Source organism: Ruegeria sp. HU-ET01832 (assembly GCF_040371315.1).
Taxonomy (GTDB): domain Bacteria; phylum Pseudomonadota; class Alphaproteobacteria; order Rhodobacterales; family Rhodobacteraceae; genus Ruegeria; species Ruegeria lacuscaerulensis_A.
The window spans coordinates 391,277-409,112 of sequence record NZ_BAABWL010000001.1; the positions used below are offsets into that span (position 1 = coordinate 391,277).

Consider the following 17,836-nt stretch of genomic DNA (forward strand, 5'->3'; position numbering starts at 1 on the left):
GTCCGCAAAAACCGGACATACATGACAAAGTTTAACGAACTGAACCTGAACCCGAAGGTCCTCAAAGCCATTGAGGAAGCCGGATACGAAACCCCCACCCCGATTCAGGCCGGAGCGATTCCACCTGCGCTTGAGGGCAAGGATGTGCTGGGCATCGCCCAGACCGGAACGGGTAAAACTGCCAGCTTCACGCTGCCGATGATCACCCTGCTGGCCCGTGGCCGCGCCCGTGCGCGGATGCCGCGCTCGCTGGTGCTGTGCCCGACGCGGGAACTGGCCGCACAGGTGGCTGAGAACTTCGACACCTACACCAAGCACCTGAAACTGACCAAAGCGCTGTTGATCGGCGGCGTCAGCTTCAAGGAACAAGAGGCGCTGATTGATCGGGGCGTCGACGTTCTGATCGCCACGCCGGGCCGTCTTCTGGATCATTTCGAGCGCGGTAAGCTGCTGCTGACCGGCGTTCAGATCATGGTGGTGGATGAGGCCGACCGGATGCTGGATATGGGCTTTATCCCTGATATCGAGCGCATCTTCTCATTGACGCCGTTCACCCGCCAGACCCTGTTCTTCTCGGCCACTATGGCGTCCGAGATTGAGCGGATCACCGACACGTTCCTGTCGGCCCCCGCGCGGATTGAAGTTGCCCGCCAAGCCACCGCATCCGAGACCATCGAACAGGGCGTGGTCATGTTCAAGGGCGGTCGTCGCGACCGCGAGGCCAGCGCCAAGCGCAAGGTTCTGCGCGCGCTGATCGACGCCGAGGGTGAAGGCTGCACCAACGCGATCATTTTCTGCAACCGCAAGACGGATGTGGATATCTGCGCGAAATCGCTGAAGAAATACGGCTATAACGCCGCCGCCATTCACGGCGATCTGGATCAGTCGCAGCGCATGAAAACGCTGGACGGATTCCGCGACGGGTCTCTGCGCCTGCTGGTGGCCTCGGACGTGGCGGCGCGAGGGCTGGATATCCCTTCGGTTAGCCATGTGTTCAACTTTGACGTCCCCGGCCATGCCGAGGATTACGTGCACCGCATCGGTCGCACAGGTCGCGCGGGGCGCGAGGGCAAGGCGATCACAATCTGCTCGGGCCGCGATGAAAAGGCGCTGGACGCGATTGAGAAGCTGATCCAGAAGGACATTCCCCGGCTGGACAATCCGGTCAAGGAAGAGCCCAAGGACGAAAAGCCCAAGCGCGAGAAAAAGACCAAGCCGACTGATGAGGCAAAGGCCGACAAAAAGCTAGAGCGCAAGAAGGACTCGGACCGCAAAAAGGACAAAGAACCGCGTGGCCGTGGCCGCCGTAACGATTCAGGTCCGGCGGTTGTTGGCATGGGTGATCACCTGCCCAGCTTCATCGCGCTGAGCTTTGATGAACGCCGCGCAGGCGTAACGGCGCTGGCCGAGGCGGACGCCTCTTAAATCGTCAACACAAGGGCCAGGATTGAAGCCCCCAGCAATGCCATCCCGGCGATCTCGCGCCGGGTGATGGTTTCGCGGAAGAACAGGATCGAAGCAAACAGGCTGAGGATCAGTTCGACCTGCCCCAGCGCCTTCACATAAGCCGCATTCTGCAATGTGAAGGCGAAGAACCAGCAAAACGACCCGCTTAGACTGGTGAGGCCCACGAAGACGCCGGTGCGCCACGTCTCCCACACCGCGCGCAGTTCGGCGCGGTCTCGCCACAGCAGCCACAGCCCCATGCTGACGAATTGGAATGTCACAACAACAGCCAGTGTCACCAGCGCGCGGAACCATGCGTCGATCTCGCCCAGTTGTAGTGATGCGCCCCGGTAGCTGACCGAGGAAAAGGCGAACAGAATCCCCGACCCCAGCCCCAGCCGTGACGCGCGATTGGTCAGGTGTTTCCACCACGCGCCGTCCCCTCCGGGGTTTTTCGACAGCAGCAGAACTGCAGTCAGGCCCATAAGAATGGCTACTAACGCTCCGGCTGAAATCTGATCACCCAGAACGAGGAAACCGACGATAGCGGTCTGGATCACCTCGGTTTTCTTGAACGTGATTCCGACCGCGAAGTTGCGCTGCTTGAACAAGGCGACCACACAGATGGTTGCCAAGATCTGCGTTGTGCCGCCAATGGTCGCGAACAGCCAGAACATAGGTGGCATCGAAGGCAAAGACAGCTCGCTGAGCCGCAGCGCGACCCATAGCGCCAGAACGGCCAACGGCATCGAATAGGCAAATCTGGCAAAGGTCGCACCTGCGGCGGACAATTTCACGCTGCTCAGTGATTTTTGCAGCATAAACCGCACGGTCTGAAACGAGGCGGCGGCGATGGTGACGGGTATCCAGAGGCTCATACCGCCCCTTGTGGCCGCAATTTACCCCTTTGGCCAGAGCGGATGGGGCACTGGGTCTTTGGCCCTTAGGAAATGGGCTCTAAACACCTGCGCGTAAGAGCGATAGACATAAGCCTCGTTCCGCGCCAAGTACGTGTCTTGCCCTGCGCGATAAAGGGCGGGCAATCGGTACCACGGCGCCGCTGGATTCATGTGATGAACCACGTGCAGGTTGTTGTGAAGAAAGAGAAATGCCAAGGGCCCCCGATCTTCGATGATCACCGTACGAGCCGAAGCCCGATCATGGGCGCGGTGCTCAAGAAAGGTTCGGATCTTCACCAAGCCTAGCCCCAGATAGGCGGCCAGAACATAGGCCCAGATTGGCATGGGCGACAGCAACACAATCCACAGCACCATCAGAACACCGCATAGATGCAATCCCCAGGCACGCAGGATTTCAGACTCAAAAACGCAGCGTAACTCATTTCGCATGAACACAAATTGGCCAATGGCCGGACCCAGCACGATGCGCCCTAGTAACGTGTTGTTCACTGCCAGCAAGCGTTTCTGCCAACCGCGCAGACCTGCCCAGACCTGTGGGTCTAGATAGTTCGATTCCGGGTCGTCATAGGGGTCGGTCAACGTCGCATCACGATGATGCGCCAGATGTTGGTCGCGGAACCGACGGTACGGAATGAACAGCGTCAACGGCAACGCCATCAACGCTTCATTCAACGCCTTTTGCCGAAAGGGGTGGCCGTGGATCGCTTCATGCGTCAGCGAGGAATGTAGTGCTGCGACAACGCCCACCAATGGCACGGCGGCCCAAACCGGCAAATAAAACAGCATCGCCAACCACGCCCCATAGCACCCAATGATAAGGGCAAAGGTGCCCCATTCAGGCCCTGCACGCTCAGACATTGCGGCCCCATGAGATACCTGCCCATATACGTTCGTAAATCACGTAGAGCGTCAGGCCGATGGCCGTGTTGACCAAAGCCAAGCCGCCCCCGATCGCCGCTGATCCGGTTGCGATCAACCCCACAAAACTCATAACGACAAAGCCCACCGCATTCCACAATACGGCCTTCACGACTGATCTGCGTCGTGTCTCCATTCCGTCACCCATATTTTTGTTATGGCTCAAGAATTACGGATCACGCAGGTGGTGAACATTCTGAATGTGATTAACAAAATTCATCATTTGTGATAAAACCAAACACATGTCCGAAAATATCGACAAACGAGACCGTGCCGCACAATTCCGCCTCCGCCTTGCCCGCGCGATGGAGGAGCGGCACGTTAGCCAAAGTGCTCTGGCACGAAACATCGGCGTGGATCGCTCGACCGTGTCGCAACTTCTGACCGGCGATGGAGCTCGGTTGCCGAATGCACATGTGGTGGGTGGTTGCGCGTCAGCGCTTGGGGTTTCGGCGGATTGGCTCCTGTCGCTCTCGGACCGACCCGAAAGCGCGGCCGAACTTTTGGCGGGTGCGTTAACCGTGACCGAAGCCGCCCGCGCGTTGGTGGATGAGCGGATTTTCGAATGGCACCAAGAGGCCGCCGGGTACAAAATCCGTTACGTTCCAGCGACTTTGCCGGATATGTTAAAGACTCGCGCCGTTCTGGAATGGGAGTATGCACCACATCTGGGGCGGACGGCAGATCAGGCCATTGGCGCATCTGAAGACCGGTTGACCTGGATGCGCCGGGCGCAATCGGACTACGAAATTGCCATGCCCTTGTTTGAAATCGAAAGCTTCGCATGCGCATCCGGGTACTACCGAGGGCTGGATCTGCAAACACGTCAGGATCAGATCGACCATCTACTTGCTCTGTGCGACCAACTCTATCCCCGCCTGCGCATCTATCTGTTTGATGCAAAAAGGCTTTATTCGGCACCAGTCACGATCTTTGGCCCCTTGCTCTGCGTGTTCTATGCGGGCAGCCACTATATGGCGTTCCGCGACCGCGACCGGATCGAAACGTTCACCCGCCATTTTGACACTCTGGTCCGCGAGGCCGACGTCACTGCGCGCGATTTTTCCGGCCATCTGCGCGCATTACGTGACAGTATGCGTTGAACTCAATCCTGTGCTAACGTCGCTGGGCGCGAACCCTTTCGCATTCCGATTATGAACGGAGGAGCACAGGAATGGACGCAATGCAAACCGCCCAATACGCACGGGCCTTATATTCCGCCCACGGAGACAGAGCCGAGGCTGAAGCCGCGCAGAAGATGCGCGAATGCGAGGCTGCCGGGAATATGCAACAGGCACAGGATTGGCAGGCGGTCCGTCAGACCATCCGCCAGATTCGTGGTCCCAATCAGGGCTAAATCTTGGGGTCGGGGTTGACGGTATGCCCGTCCACCGCGATCACTTGCCCAGATACCAGCCGCGCCGCGTCTGACGCCAGAAACACGGCCATATCGGCAATGTCGCGCCCCTCGACAAACCGCCCCATCGAGGTACCTGCGGCATAGCCGTTATATACCTGGTCGCGGGTCATGCCTTTGGCGTTGGCCTCGCGGGCCAGAACGCCCTCCATCCGGGGGCCTTCGACCGCGCCGGGGCAGATCGTGTTGCAACGCACGCCGTGGGGGCCAAGCTCCATCGCCAGCGTTTTGGCCAGCCCGATGACACCCCATTTCGCCGCCGCATAGGGCGCGCGATTGGGATATCCGTATTGCCCGGCCGTAGACGAGGTGATGATGATCGCCCCACTGCCCTGACGCTTGAGGATCGGTGCGGCGTATTTTGCGCATAAAAACGCCCCCTCAAGGTTGACCGCCAGACAGGCACGCCATTCGTCAAGCGCCACATCCTCGACCAACGCCGTCGGCCCGGCGATCCCGGCATTGGCGCAGAGCGTATCCAGCCCACCCCATTGCGCCGCAATCTCGGCGAACAGGGCAGTAACCGAGGGTTCGTCCGCCACATCCACCTGCGACCGTTTCCAATGCACTGGGCACGCGTTTAACGCCTCGGCATCCAGATCGACCACCCAGACCTGCGCGCCAACGGCGTCGAACGCCTCGGCCATGGCCCGACCAACGCCCGCGGCCCCGGCTGTGATCAGTACCCGCCCGCTCATGCAGGTTTACGGATCGCCGCCCCCGCGCCCTCGGGATAAGGTAGCCCGGCCTGCGCCTCGGCAATACGGGCCATGGCCGCCTCGATCTGCGCTGACGGAGAACTTGGACGGCGGGTTTCCAGACTGACATGCAGCAGAAAGCTTTCACCCGTGGCCAGCAGCTTGTCGCCCTCGTACATGCTGTGGAAAACGTGCAGCTTCTTGCCCTGCCCCAACAGCATCTGCGTGCGCACCTGTATCTTTGCGCCTGCATGCACCTCATCCACATAGCGGATGTGGTTCTCAGCGGTGAAGTAGCTGCCGCCCGAGGCGATATAGTCCGCATCACAACCGATGATCTCCATGAACCGGTCGGTGGCAGCGGCAAAGGCCTCCAGATAGCGCGCCTCATTCATGTGGCCGTTATAGTCCGTCCAATCCAGCGGCACCGCGCGCGACAAGGTCAGGATCGGTTGGCTCAGATCGGCCTCCTCCATCGTCGGCAGAGCACCTGGTTTCAGCAGCGCGTCATGCTGGTTCAGCACCGCCCCTGCGCCATAGTTTTGCGCCTTGAGCGCGCGCATCATGCCCACGAGGTTATTGTCGCGGATGCGCTCCAGTTCACGGATGGAATGCATCCCCGATTGCGCATCCGACTGATCGGCGATCATATCGACCAGTTCATCAGTGAACTCCGGTACGTCCATCAGCTTGGTCCAGGGCCATTTCAAAGCCGGCCCGAACTGAGCCATAAAGTGCCGCATTCCGGCCTCGCCACCCGCCACGCGGTAGGTCTCGAACAGACCCATCTGCGCCCAGCGGATGCCGAATCCCATGCGGATCGCCTCATCCACCTCTTCGGTGGTGGCGATGCCGTCCTTGACCAGCCACAGCGCCTCGCGCCAAACCGCTTCAAGGAACCGGTCAGCGATATGCGCGTCGATTTCTTTTTTGATGTGCAGAGGGAAGAACCCCACCGATTTCAGGAACCCCTGCGCGCGCTCGACCATCTCAGACGGGTTCTTGTCTGTCGGCACCAGTTCGATCAGTGGCAGCAAGTACACCGGGTTGAACGGATGCGTCACCACAATCTGTTCGGGCCGCAGCGCGCCCTCCTGCAACTCCGAAGGCTTAAACCCGCTGGTCGACGAGCCGATGATCGCGCCCGGATCACACGCCTCCTGCAACCCTTTGTAAACCTTCAACTTAAGATCCAACCGCTCGGGCACACTTTCCTGAATCCACTCCGCGCCCTGCACAGCCTCGGCCATATCTTCATGGAAACTCAGAGAACCCTCGGGTGGCAACGGAACATCACTCAACCCGGGCAACGAACGCCGCGCATTGTCCAGAACCTCCCCAATCTTGCGCTCCGCCTCAGGATCAGGGTCAAAAACCCGAACATCCCACCCGTTCAGTAGAAACCGCGCGGCCCATCCGCCGCCGATCACACCACCACCAATGATTGCCGCTGTTTTCAAGTCGATCCGCCTCTTCATCTGGCTAAAAATACCTCGGGGGTTTGGGGGCTGGCCCCCGATCACGCTTACTTCGCCACCGGCGCGCGCTTGGTCAAACCCAGCTTCTCGCGTACCTCAGCAGGCCCAATGACCTTAGCGCCCATGTTTTCAATGATGGTCCCCGCACGCTCGACCAACTGCCAGTTCTCAGCCAGAACACCCTTGTCCAGCCACAGATTGTCTTCCAACCCCACACGCACGTTGCCGCCCGCAAGCACAGTAGCCGCCACATAAGCCATCTGGTTCCGCCCCAAGGAAAACGCACTGAACGTCCAGTCATCAGGCACATTGTTCACCATGGCCATGAACGTATTCAGATCATCCGGCGCGCCCCACGGCACGCCCATACACAGCTGAACCAGAGCGTTCGGCTCCAGAATTCCCTCTTTCACCAACTGTTTGGCGAACCACAGATGACCGGTGTCAAAAGCTTCAATCTCGGGCTTCACACCCATATCCGTCATCATCTGCCCCATCGCCCGCAGCGCGCCGGGGGTGTTGGTCATGACATAGTCCGCCTCGGCAAAGTTCATGGTGCCGCAGTCCAGCGTACATATCTCGGGCAGGCACTCCGCGATATGCGCCACGCGCTCTGACGCACCGATCATGTCGGTGCCCACAGCCACCGGAAACGGGCTCTCGACGCCACCGAACACGATATCCCCGCCCATCCCGGCGGTCAGGTTCAGCACCACATCGACATCCGCGTCGCGAATCCGGTCTGTCACCTCGCGATAAAGGTCCAGCCGACGGCTGGGCGCGCCGGTCTCGGGGTCGCGCACGTGGCAATGTACCACCGCCGCCCCGGCCTTAGCCGCCGCAATCGCGCTGTCGGCAATCTGCTGCGGCGAGCGCGGCACATGCGGGCTGCGATCCTGCGTCCCGCCCGAGCCGGTCACGGCACAGGTGATAAAGACCTCGCGGTTCATTTCCAAAGGCATGGCGTTCTCCCCAACTTATACCCGGTTTTGCCCTGAGTTTTCCCCAGACTTCTCCCCGGCAATCGATTTGCGTTGCCCGCGACTCTGACGCAGCCTTGTGAAAACACTTGCCAAAATGCGAATCGAACTTGATGAAATCCGCAAAAAACATACTGCAACCCGAACATCGCGCCCTGAAAACGGCGGTGCTGGTGCTGGACGACTGCAATACGCTCAGCTTTGCATCCGCTGTAGACCCCATGCGCGCAGCCAATCGTCTGGCCGATCGCCCCGCCTTCGACTGGGATTATGTCACCGCCACGGCCCAGCCCGCGATGCTGACCAGCGCCCTGACCGTGCCGGGCATCCCTCTGGCCCGCCTGCAAGGCTGCGACCTGATGATTGTGGTTGCCGGGTTCCAACTGGCACGCCACGCCACCCCCAGCCTGCTGGCTGGTCTCCGCCGGGTCGCAAACACTGGCGCCACAATGGCCGGCATCGACGGAGGCCCCTGGCTACTGGCCGAAGCTGGCCTGCTGGACGGCCACGCCGCAACAACCCATTGGGAAGACTTGGACAATTTCGCTGCCCGTTTCCCCGAGGTCGACGTGCGCCCGGACCGCTTCACCGTCTCTCAAAACCGCCTAACCTCAGGCGGCGCGATCCCGGCGGTCGAAATGATGCTGCACATCATCGCCGCGCGCCACGGCGCAGGCTTTGCCGCGCGCGTGTCTGGTCTGTTCCTCTATGACGGCGCGCCAGACCCCGCAAAACCGCAAAGCCGTACCGGTGCGCCACACCGCCACACGGCCCTTACGGCCAAGGCAAATAGCCTGATGCAATCTGCGCTGGATGACCCGCTGCCGCTGGCCAATATCGCCGAAACACTAGGCACTAGCCCCCGCACCCTGCAGCAACAATTCCGCCTGCGCCTGAACACCACACCGCAGGACCACTACCTGCAGCTGCGCCTGGCCGAGGCCCGCCGTCTGGTCACCGACACAGACATGTCGTTGATGGATGTGGCGCTGGCTACTGGCTTTGGATCACAATCCAGCTTTGCCCGCGCCTTTCGCACCGCCCACGGCCTTTCTGCCCGCGATCTCAGGCAAGAGCGCGCGCACCCCACCCATCACTGACCGGATCCCCCTTCATCTGGCCAAAAATATCTCGGGGGAGTCGCCCGGAACGGGCGGCGGGGGCAGAGCCCCCTATCCACCTCTGGAAAGATTTTAGAACGGCATGGGATGCGCCCGATGCGCATCGCCAATCTCGCGCATCACTTCTTTGGAAAGCTTCAACTCTTTCCCGTGAAGAATATGTGCAAGTTGCTCGACTGTTGTCGCTCCGAATATGGCCGTCATCACAAATGGGCGCGTACGGCACCAGGCCAATGCCATATGCACCGGGTCCAATCCATGTCTCTCGGCGATGTCCAGATAAGCGCTCACCGCCGTAAAAACCCGATCACGGTGGCGACCGCCCATATCGGGCACAAAGGACATGCGCGAGCCCTCAGGAACTGCGCCCTCTTGATACTTGCCCGTCAGGAACCCTGCCGCCAGAGGCGAAAACGCCATCAATCCAACGTCTTCATGCGCGCTCAATTCGGCCATGTCAGTGTCGAAATGCCGACACAGCAATGAATACTCGTTCTGAACCGATGCCACCCGCGGCCCACCGCCTGCCTCGGCCAGACGCAGCCACTGCGCGGTACCCCATGCACTTTCGTTCGACAGACCAAAAGCGCGAATATTGCCCTTATCAACTTGCGCCTGCAGCGCCTCGAGGCATTCCGACATATTGTCCAACACATCGGCCGTGTTCTTGCCGGACGGAGCGTAGTTCCAGTTCTGGCGGAACATATAGCTGCCCCGGTTCGGCCAGTGGAACTGGTAGAGGTCGATGTAATCGGTCTGCAATCGTCGCAGCGAATTCTCGATGGCTTCGGGGATCGACTGACCGGTGATCGGCGCGCCGTTTCGGACATGGACCATGCCGGCGCCCGAATGCTTGGTCGCCAGAACATAACTCTCACGACGCGCAGCATTGGCTGCGTTCCAGTTGCCAAGGTATTCTTCGGTGCGTCCGATGGTTTCCTTGGCGATGGGGTTGACCGGATACATTTCGGCCGCATCGACAAAATTGATCCCAGCATCCAGCGCCATATCCATCTGGCGATGAGCGTCCGCCTCGGATGTCTGCGATCCAAAAGTCATTGTTCCGAGGCACAGGTCGGTCACCATAACGCCTGTTCGGCCCAAGGGCTTCATTTCCATGTATCGATCTCCTGAAAACTAGCGCAAAAGGCTTAAGCCTCGGCTTTCTTTTCCCAACGGCCCGCTTCCTCGGACCAGTATTGCGCTGAACACCCCGCGCCGGTCAGGGCCTTCCACTGCCCGCGCGCATGCTGAACGGCCTGTTCGTCATTGCCGTCGAACAGTATACAGACCCGTTCCAGAGCGTTCACTTCGTCCGGCCCTACCTGCGCACCGTCCACCGCCATTACGCAGGCCGGGTCATTGGACACATCCGGTCCGGTCGTCAGCAAAATGGGCTGCGCCGCATCGTGCGGCCCACCGGCAAGCCCATGCGGCAGGAACCCGTAATCCGGTCCCAGCCACAGTTTTTCATCCAGCCAGTCCATCCGTGCGGGATCTGTTCCCCGCACGACAATCTTCCACCCGGCCTGCCGGGCCTTGTCCAGCAAAACCGGCAGCGTGTATTCCAGCGGCTGCCGGGTCAGGTGGTAGAAATAGACGGCACCCATCCGATTACTCGAAATTGTCCTGCACAAAACGGCTCAACGCGCGCACGCCCCAGCCAGTTGCACCCTTCGGAGCATAGGACGTCTCGGACGCCACCGAGGCAACACCGGCAATATCCAGGTGAATCCACGGCGTTTCCTCTTTCACGAAACGCTGCAGGAACTGCGCAGCGGTGATCGAGCCCGCAGGCCGCCCGCCTACGTTCTTCATATCAGCGATGCGAGACTTAAGCTGCTTGTCATATGCCGCACCCAATGGCATCCGCCACGCGCCCTCGTCCTCGGCTTTGGCCGATTTCAGGAAGGCATCGCAGAACGTGTCATTGTTCGAGAAGACGCCCGCATTCTCATGCCCCAGACCAATGATGATCGCTCCGGTCAGGGTCGCCAGATCAACCATTCCCACGGGGCTGAACCGCTCCTGCGCGTACCACATCACGTCGCACAGAACCAAACGACCCTCGGCATCTGTGTTGATGATCTCGACCGTGTCTCCCTTCATCGACTTGACCACATCGCCGGGGCGCGTGGCATTGCCCGAGGGCATATTCTCGACCAACCCCACCAGCCCGACCACATTGGCCTTGGCCTTGCGCTTGGCCAGCGTGCGCATGGTGCCCGCGACGACACCCGCGCCGCCCATATCCATGGTCATGTCTTCCATGCCACCGGCGGGCTTCAAAGAAATTCCGCCGGTATCGAACACAACGCCCTTGCCCACCAATGCCAGCGGGGCATCGCCCTTGTCGCCACCGTTCCATTGCATCACCACAACCTTCGACGGGCTGACCGAGCCCTGACCGACGCTCAGTAATGTGCGCATTCCCAGCTCTTCCAGTTTGTCTTCTTCCAGAACCTCAACCTCGAGGCCCAGATCCTTCATCTCGGCCAAGCGGTCAGCGAATTCTGTTGTTGTCAGGATATTGGCGGGCTCATTCGTCAGATCACGCGTCATCCGCACGCCGTCGGCAATAGCATAGAGCGGCGCAAAGGCGGCTTCGACCTCGTCAGATTTCTGATGCGCAATAGTGACCGTCGCGGCTGGATCAGAGTCTTTGGTCTTGTGCGCGTCGAACTCATAACTGCGCAGAGCGATACCCATGGCCAGATCCTCGGAGCGGGTCTGGTTGGCCGCCATCACCAGCAGCGCCTTGCCACCGGCCAGTTTCGCAAGCGCGACACCAGCCTTGCGGGCCTCGGCCACATCCGGGCGGCGCGGCAGGATCAGAATATCCAGCGCCTCGGCCGCCATGCCACCGGGCCATGCCAACGTGATCACCTCGCCCGATTTCACCTTTTCGAACTGTTCGCTTTCGACCAGCCGCGCGACAGCACCGCGGGTCAGGCGATTGGCCCGGCGCGCGGCAGGACCCATTTTGCCTTCGTCAGAAATAATGATCGCGACTCGGCCCTCGGCTTGCGCCATCATGTCCACGTCAAAAGTCTGAAACTGGATCGGGATTAGACTGCTCATTGGGAACTCCTGAAAATCTGTGACCCAAGACCTAGCCCGCCCCGATCAACTTGACCAGATAGCAGTTTTCCCCGCACTTCAATTGCAGTACAGTCCAGAAAAAATTCCGGCAGGTTCGGGGGAGAACAAAGTGGCAAGACAGGGCAGGCATATGCCGTCGCGGCAAGGCGCGAACGGTTGTGATTCTGACCTGAGGGCTAGTGGTTTTTTCGCCTTAGCAGAAATGGCGAGGCTTCTGCCGTGATCCTGGACCGATACTTTGCCCGCCGCTTCTTGCAGAACTTTATGGTGATCGGCGGCATTTTCCTGACGTTGCTGATTCTGATCGACCTGATCGAACAGGCCCGCCGGTTCGACGACGAAAACCTTTCATTCGGACGCTTGCTGCATCTGACCTTGCTGAACACACCAGCTGCGATCAGCGAAATGCTGCCCTTGCTGGTTATCCTTGCAACGATCGCTCTGTTCGTTGGGCTGGCGCGCAGTTCTGAACTGGTCGTTACCCGCGCAATTGGTCGCTCAGGCATACGGTCTTTATTAGCGCCAGTCGCATTGGCCCTATTGATCGGAGCCATGGCCGTAGCTCTGCTGAACCCGATCTCCGCGGCGACATCCGAGGAATACAATCGCCTGTCCGACTCTTACCGCAACAACGGCACGTCAGCGTTTTCGATCAGCAGCGAGGGCTTGTGGCTACGCCAGGGATCACAGAACGGTCAGTCCGTAATTCACGCCAAAGGTACGTCCAACGGTGAAACACTGAAGCTAAATAACGTGACGATCATCACTTTCTCACAGGAAGGAACCCCGACCCAGCAAGTCTCGGCCGACAATGCCGAGCTGAGGCCGGGCAAATGGGTATTGGACAATGCCAAGGTCTGGTCCCTCGAGGAAGACACAAACCCCGAGAGTAACTCGGTCGTTCACGAACTGCTCGAAGTTCCGACATCGCTTACACGGCAGCGCATTCTCGACACATTGGGGCAGCAGGGATCCGTTTCGGTTTATGATCTGCCCGAGCTGATCCGGGATCTGCGCGAGGCCGGGTTTTCAACCAAGCAATATGAAGTCTGGTTGCAAGTGCAACTGGCGCGGCCCTTCTTTCTGGTTTCGATGGTTCTTATCGGCGCGGCCTTCACCATGCGCCATGTAAGATTTGGCGGCACTGGAATTGCGGTCCTATCTGCAGTTCTTCTGGGATTCGCGATTTATTTCGTGCGCAACTTTGCCCAAATTTTAGGGGAAAACGGTCAATTGCCTATTATCGTCGCGGCCTGGGCTCCGCCTTTCGCTGCTATACTGTTGTCGCTTGGTCTCTTGCTTCACGCGGAGGACGGCTGATGCGGTTGCTTCCCAGCCTTCTGTTGTCGGCAGCCATCGCGATCACCTCGCCCGCGACGATCTACGCACAATCCCCAACAGGTGTGAACGCGCCTACGGACGCCACGCAGGAAGAGCAGCCAGCCCTGCTGGTTGCGGACAGGATTTTCATCACACCCGAACGTGTTCTGGTCGCCGAAGGTAATGTCGAGGCATTTCAAGGCGATGCAAAAATTACCGCTGAACGGGTCACATATGACCGGGACACCGGGCAACTCACCCTAGATGGCCCCGTGCGCATTGATCAGGGCGGCTCTACCACGATTCTGGCGGATTCGGCTGAACTGGACGACGGTATTCAGAACGGCTTGCTGATCGGTGCGCGGATGGTGTTTGACCAACAGGTCCAAGTCGCATCGGTTCAGGCTACGCGCGCAGGTGGCAGATACACACAGTTCAGCAAGGTATCGGCCACGTCATGTCATGTTTGTTCTGATGGCAGACCGCCTTTGTGGCAAATCAGGGCCCGCAAGGTCACCCACGATCAGCTTGAACGACAACTGTATTTCGAAGGCGCACAATTCCGAATTCTGGACCTGCCGGTCTTCTATTTCCCTTATTTGCGTCTGCCTGACCCCACTCTGGACCGGGCGACTGGTTTCCTGGTGCCTTCGATTCGCACAACGTCGCAGTTGGGCACGGGGGTTCAGGTTCCATATTTCTTCAAGCTGGGAGACCACAAAGACCTGACATTGACGCCCTATCTGTCCTCAAAAACTCGGACGCTGGGGTATCGGTATCGTCAGGCGTTCAAGCGTGGGCGACTTCGCTTGTTGGGCGCACATACCCGTGACGATCTTCAGCCCGGAGAGGATCGCGGTTACTTCTTCGCAGATGGCTTTTTCAATCTGAATGACGGCTATCGGTTCACGTTCGATATTAAAACCACGTCCGATGACGCCTATCTGGCCGATTATGGCCTGCCCGATTTCGACCGCCTGCGCAGCGAAGTTGCGCTAGAACGGATCAAACGCGACACCGCGTTCCGCACCAGCTTTATCCACTACAAAACCTTGCGCGACAGCGAAGATCAGGACGAAATTCCATCTCGTGTATTCGATCTGTACTATCAGAAACGCCACTTTCCGACGTCGATCGGCGGCGAAACACGGCTGAGTTTCATTACACACGCCCATGAACGCACAAGTGACGAGGATGTCGTTGGTCGCGATGTGGCCCGAGCAACCTTTGACGCGGAATGGCTGCGCAGTTGGATCTTCACCTCGGGTTTGCGTGCGGACGCACGGTTCGGGGCCTCGATTGACACGTTCAACATCCGCCACGACAGCAATTTCCCTGATCAAGAAACCCGCACCACCCCCCGGGCGGCGTTGACCCTGCGCTATCCCATGGCACGGCGCGAGCAATCCGGGGCTACGCAGGTGCTGGAGCCAATTGCTCAGATCGGTTGGACACAAGTCTCGACCAATGATGTGCCAATCGACGAAAGTACGTTTCAGGAATTCGATCAGGGCAACTTGCTGTCGCTGTCCCGATTTCCAGCCCCGGATCGACGCGAAGATGGGGCAACCGGCGTCATTGGTGTCAACTGGGCGCGCTATGGAGCGAACGGACGCCGGGCTTTGGCCACAGTCGGGCAAGTGTTTCGCGCAGATCCCGACCCTGAGTTCAATCTGACATCGGGTCTACAGGGAACATCGTCGGATCTGCTGCTTGCAGGTCAATTGCAAACCGCAAATGGGTGGTCACTTGCAGGCCGCGGCTTGCTGAACGGAGATTTCAGTTTTGCCAAAGCCGAAATGCGCGCGGCCTGGCAGCAAAAAACCGTTAGGTTGTCGGGCAGCTATATCTGGCAGGAGCCAGACCCAGACGAGAACGTGGACGATGAAATATCCGAAATTCGATTGGATGGACGCTATAGGGTCGACCAGAACTGGCTAACCCAAGCCGTCGCCCGTTACGATCTGAGCGAGTCTGAACCCATTCGGTATGGCTTGGGTGTTACGTACCAGAATGAGTGCGTGCAGGTTAACATGACCGTCAGCAGACGTTTTACTTCGTCATCTAGTATTGAGCCTTCCACTGAATTCGGCTTTACGGTAGCCCTGACGGGATACTCCGTTGAAGGTGGTGGCCAAGAGTTCAAGAGAAGATGCAGTTGATTTCAGGTTTCTCCAATCTCATCCGATCCGCTGTGATCAGGCCAGTCGCATATGTTGCGGTCGTATCGTTGTGTCTGAGCGTGTCGCCGGGCCTTGCCCAGAGCCTGTTTTCCCCAGCCATCAAGGTCAATCAGGATATCGTCACATGGTACGAACTTGAGCAGCGCCAGCAGTTTTTGACCGTTCTTGGCGCGCCCGGAGCGTCGGACGCCGAGGTTCGCCAAGCCCTGATCGACGATCGTCTGCGCAAACAAGCCATGAGCGCGGCTGGGATATCTGCCAGCCCCGAGGCCGTTCAGCTGGGCATTGACGAATTTGCTGCCCGTGGTCGCTTGTCGACGGATGAGTTCCTTCAGCTTCTGTCCGAGGCAGGTGTTTCGCGCGAGACCGTCCGCGATTTTGTGGCCGACCAACTGTCGTGGCGCGACTTTATCAGCGCGAGATTCCTGTCGCAGGCGCGCCCATCAGAAGACGAGATCAACCGCGCTCTTGGTCAATCGGGCAGTGGCGGGCTGCAAGTTCTGCTGTCCGAAGTTATCATTCCCGTAAATCAGCAAACGGTTGCACAGGTCGAATTGTTGGCTGAAGAGATCGCGCTTCTGGAAGGATTCGATGCGTTCTCGGCAGCTGCGACGCAGTATTCGGCGGCGGGTACCCGGACCAACGGGGGGCGGTTGGACTGGCTGAACCTGACCGACCTGCCACCCGCCCTGCAACCGGTCATCATTGGTCTGAAGAATGGCGAAATAACGCAACCCATTTCTTTGCCAAACGCAGTCGCTCTGTTTCAGCTTCGGGGCCTACGCGAACTTGCGTCGGGTACTCCGACCTATTCAAAAATCGACTACGCGATCTACAACCTTCCCGGTGGCCGCAGCGCGGATACATTGGCCCGTGCTGCCGATCTGCGCGAAGAGGTTGATAATTGCGATGATCTCTATGGCCTTGCAAAAGACCAACCCGAAAACGTTCTGCAACGGATTGAAGCCAGCCCGTCGGAAATCCCTCGCGATGTCGCACTCGAATTATCGAAACTGGACTTGAACGAGGTCTCGACCGCGCTGACCGGCAACAATGGCCAGACGCTGAAATTCCTGATGCTGTGCACACGTACTCTGGACCGGGGCGAGGAAACTTCGCGCGCGGATGTCGCCAATGCTCTGACCCAGCAACGTCTGACTGCCTTTGCCGAAAGCCTACTCGAGCAATTGCGTGCGGACGCAACGATCATCGAGCAATGATAGCCCCAATCGCGCTGAGTTGTGGCGATCCCGCAGGCATAGGCCCAGAGATCGCCGCAAAAGCCTGGGCAGAGCTACGCGGAACGTGCCCCTTTGTCTACATTGGAGATGCCAACCATCTTCCTGCCAGTACGCCTATTCAGAGGATCACAGCTTTTTCTGAGGCGACCGCGATTTGCGCGACGGCCCTGCCTGTGCTGCAACTTGATTTTCCGTCTGCCAACACACCAGGCCAACCCGTTGCGGCCAACGCGCCCAGCGTCATCGACGCGATCGAACTCGGCGTATCTATGGTTCAATCCGGTCGAGCCTCAGCGCTTTGTACGGCACCGATCCATAAAAAGGCCCTGATGGAAGGCGCGGACTTTGCTTACCCCGGACATACCGAGTTTCTTGCAGCCCTCGCAGGACAGCAACGTGTCGTGATGATGCTGGCCAGCGACCAACTTAGGGTGGTGCCTGCCACGATACACATCCCGCTGGCTCGCGTTCCTGCTGCTCTGACGCCAGATCTTTTGCGCGAAACGATCGAGATCACAGCCCAAGGTTTGCGTACACAATTCGGCATTTCAAAACCTCGCATCAGTGTGGCTGGCTTGAATCCACATGCAGGCGAAGGCGGCAAAATGGGACATGAGGAGCTTGACTGGATCGCGCCGCTGATCCAAGCCTTGCCGCAAGATGACTACACGGTCACCGGCCCGCATCCTGCAGACACGATGTTTCACGCAGCGGCCCGCGCCAGGTACGACGCAGCAGTTGCGATGTATCATGATCAGGCGCTTATCCCGATCAAGACCCTCGATTTCGACATGGGTGTGAATGTCACGCTGGGATTGCCGTTCATACGCACCTCGCCGGATCACGGCACGGCGCTGGATATTGCCGGAAAAGGCATTGCCAACCCATCCAGCATGATCGAAGCCCTTAAACTGGCCCAACGCATGGCAAAAAGCGCTTGATCCTTCACCTGGCTAAAAATATCCCCGCCAGAGGCAAAAAAACTGGCGCTTTACCTCAGCCCGCGCCACGG

General features: G+C 59.0%; 17 protein-coding genes. 8 read left to right on the forward strand and 9 right to left on the reverse strand.

Features of this window, described 5'->3' with window-relative positions; translation table 11 throughout:
• The first annotated feature begins 21 nt into the window (after nucleotides 1–21).
• Nucleotides 22–1,425 carry a DEAD/DEAH box helicase gene (locus ABWV79_RS01955; RefSeq protein WP_353390149.1) on the forward strand — a complete coding sequence of 468 codons (1,404 nt, stop codon included), beginning with the start codon at nucleotides 22–24 and terminating at the stop codon, nucleotides 1,423–1,425.
• On the opposite strand, the gene ABWV79_RS01960 is transcribed toward ABWV79_RS01955, so the two are convergent.
• Genes ABWV79_RS01960 through ABWV79_RS01970 form a run of 3 tightly spaced genes read right to left on the reverse strand, consistent with a single transcriptional unit; the run spans nucleotide 1,422 to nucleotide 3,420 of the window.
• Nucleotides 1,422–2,324, reverse strand: a complete 903-nt coding sequence (locus ABWV79_RS01960; RefSeq protein ID WP_353390151.1) for an EamA family transporter — start codon at nucleotides 2,322–2,324, stop codon at nucleotides 1,422–1,424. The two genes, ABWV79_RS01955 and ABWV79_RS01960, sit on opposite strands and share 4 nt — an antisense overlap.
• Nucleotides 2,325–2,345: 21 nt before the next feature.
• Complete coding sequence (locus ABWV79_RS01965; RefSeq protein ID WP_170354382.1) at nucleotides 2,346–3,224, reverse strand: fatty acid desaturase; 879 nt, start codon at nucleotides 3,222–3,224, stop codon at nucleotides 2,346–2,348.
• The gene (locus ABWV79_RS01970) at nucleotides 3,217–3,420 is read right to left on the reverse strand and encodes a DUF2061 domain-containing protein (protein ID WP_170354383.1); all 204 of its coding nucleotides are present in this window, start codon (nucleotides 3,418–3,420) and stop codon (nucleotides 3,217–3,219) included. The genes ABWV79_RS01965 and ABWV79_RS01970 overlap by 8 nt, the downstream gene beginning before the upstream one ends.
• A 106-nt stretch (nucleotides 3,421–3,526) precedes the next feature.
• Here ABWV79_RS01970 and ABWV79_RS01975 point away from each other — a divergent pair, with 106 nt between their 5' ends.
• Complete coding sequence (locus ABWV79_RS01975; RefSeq protein WP_353390153.1) at nucleotides 3,527–4,387, forward strand: helix-turn-helix domain-containing protein; 861 nt, start codon at nucleotides 3,527–3,529, stop codon at nucleotides 4,385–4,387.
• A gap of 71 nt (nucleotides 4,388–4,458) precedes the next feature.
• The gene (locus tag ABWV79_RS01980; RefSeq protein WP_170354385.1) at nucleotides 4,459–4,641 is read left to right on the forward strand and encodes a hypothetical protein; all 183 of its coding nucleotides are present in this window, start codon (nucleotides 4,459–4,461) and stop codon (nucleotides 4,639–4,641) included.
• On the opposite strand, the gene ABWV79_RS01985 is transcribed toward ABWV79_RS01980, so the two are convergent.
• The 3 genes from ABWV79_RS01985 to bcoG all read right to left on the reverse strand — a co-directional run bounded on the left by ABWV79_RS01985 (nucleotide 4,638) and on the right by bcoG (nucleotide 7,839).
• Complete coding sequence (locus tag ABWV79_RS01985) at nucleotides 4,638–5,399, reverse strand: SDR family oxidoreductase (RefSeq protein WP_353390156.1); 762 nt, start codon at nucleotides 5,397–5,399, stop codon at nucleotides 4,638–4,640. The two genes, ABWV79_RS01980 and ABWV79_RS01985, sit on opposite strands and share 4 nt — an antisense overlap.
• Nucleotides 5,396–6,859, reverse strand: a complete 1,464-nt coding sequence (locus ABWV79_RS01990; protein WP_502949840.1) for a carnitine 3-dehydrogenase — start codon at nucleotides 6,857–6,859, stop codon at nucleotides 5,396–5,398. The genes ABWV79_RS01985 and ABWV79_RS01990 overlap by 4 nt, the downstream gene beginning before the upstream one ends.
• Nucleotides 6,860–6,924: 65 nt before the next feature.
• Nucleotides 6,925–7,839, reverse strand: a complete 915-nt coding sequence (gene bcoG / locus ABWV79_RS01995; protein WP_353390160.1) for a 3-dehydrocarnitine:acetyl-CoA trimethylamine transferase BcoG — start codon at nucleotides 7,837–7,839, stop codon at nucleotides 6,925–6,927.
• Nucleotides 7,840–7,970: 131 nt separating this feature from the next.
• Here bcoG and ABWV79_RS02000 point away from each other — a divergent pair, with 131 nt between their 5' ends.
• Entirely contained in the window at nucleotides 7,971–8,957 is a 987-nt protein-coding gene (locus ABWV79_RS02000) for a GlxA family transcriptional regulator (protein WP_353390162.1), read from the forward strand.
• 93 nt (nucleotides 8,958–9,050) lie between these two features.
• On the opposite strand, the gene ABWV79_RS02005 is transcribed toward ABWV79_RS02000, so the two are convergent.
• Genes ABWV79_RS02005 through ABWV79_RS02015 form a run of 3 tightly spaced genes read right to left on the reverse strand, consistent with a single transcriptional unit; the run spans nucleotide 9,051 to nucleotide 12,059 of the window.
• Nucleotides 9,051–10,097, reverse strand: coding sequence for an aldo/keto reductase (locus ABWV79_RS02005; RefSeq protein WP_170752767.1), 1,047 nt, complete (start codon nucleotides 10,095–10,097; stop codon nucleotides 9,051–9,053).
• Between the two features lie 32 nt (nucleotides 10,098–10,129).
• Nucleotides 10,130–10,588, reverse strand: a complete 459-nt coding sequence (locus ABWV79_RS02010; RefSeq protein ID WP_353390164.1) for a DNA polymerase III subunit chi — start codon at nucleotides 10,586–10,588, stop codon at nucleotides 10,130–10,132.
• A 4-nt stretch (nucleotides 10,589–10,592) separates the two neighbouring features.
• Nucleotides 10,593–12,059: a leucyl aminopeptidase gene (locus ABWV79_RS02015; RefSeq protein WP_353390166.1), complete on the reverse strand. Its 1,467-nt coding sequence runs from the start codon at nucleotides 12,057–12,059 to the stop codon at nucleotides 10,593–10,595.
• 240 nt (nucleotides 12,060–12,299) lie between these two features.
• Here ABWV79_RS02015 and lptG point away from each other — a divergent pair, with 240 nt between their 5' ends.
• Genes lptG through pdxA form a run of 4 tightly spaced genes read left to right on the forward strand, consistent with a single transcriptional unit; the run spans nucleotide 12,300 to nucleotide 17,765 of the window.
• A complete protein-coding gene (gene lptG / locus ABWV79_RS02020) occupies nucleotides 12,300–13,400 on the forward strand; it encodes an LPS export ABC transporter permease LptG (RefSeq protein WP_353390168.1) in 1,101 nt (366 codons plus the stop codon).
• Complete coding sequence (locus tag ABWV79_RS02025; RefSeq protein WP_353390169.1) at nucleotides 13,400–15,562, forward strand: LPS-assembly protein LptD; 2,163 nt, start codon at nucleotides 13,400–13,402, stop codon at nucleotides 15,560–15,562. Before lptG ends, ABWV79_RS02025 begins: the two co-directional genes overlap by 1 nt.
• A complete protein-coding gene (locus tag ABWV79_RS02030; RefSeq protein WP_353390171.1) occupies nucleotides 15,553–16,803 on the forward strand; it encodes a peptidylprolyl isomerase in 1,251 nt (416 codons plus the stop codon). The genes ABWV79_RS02025 and ABWV79_RS02030 overlap by 10 nt, the downstream gene beginning before the upstream one ends.
• Nucleotides 16,800–17,765, forward strand: a complete 966-nt coding sequence (gene pdxA / locus ABWV79_RS02035; protein WP_353390172.1) for a 4-hydroxythreonine-4-phosphate dehydrogenase PdxA — start codon at nucleotides 16,800–16,802, stop codon at nucleotides 17,763–17,765. Before ABWV79_RS02030 ends, pdxA begins: the two co-directional genes overlap by 4 nt.
• Nucleotides 17,766–17,836 lie beyond the last annotated feature (71 nt).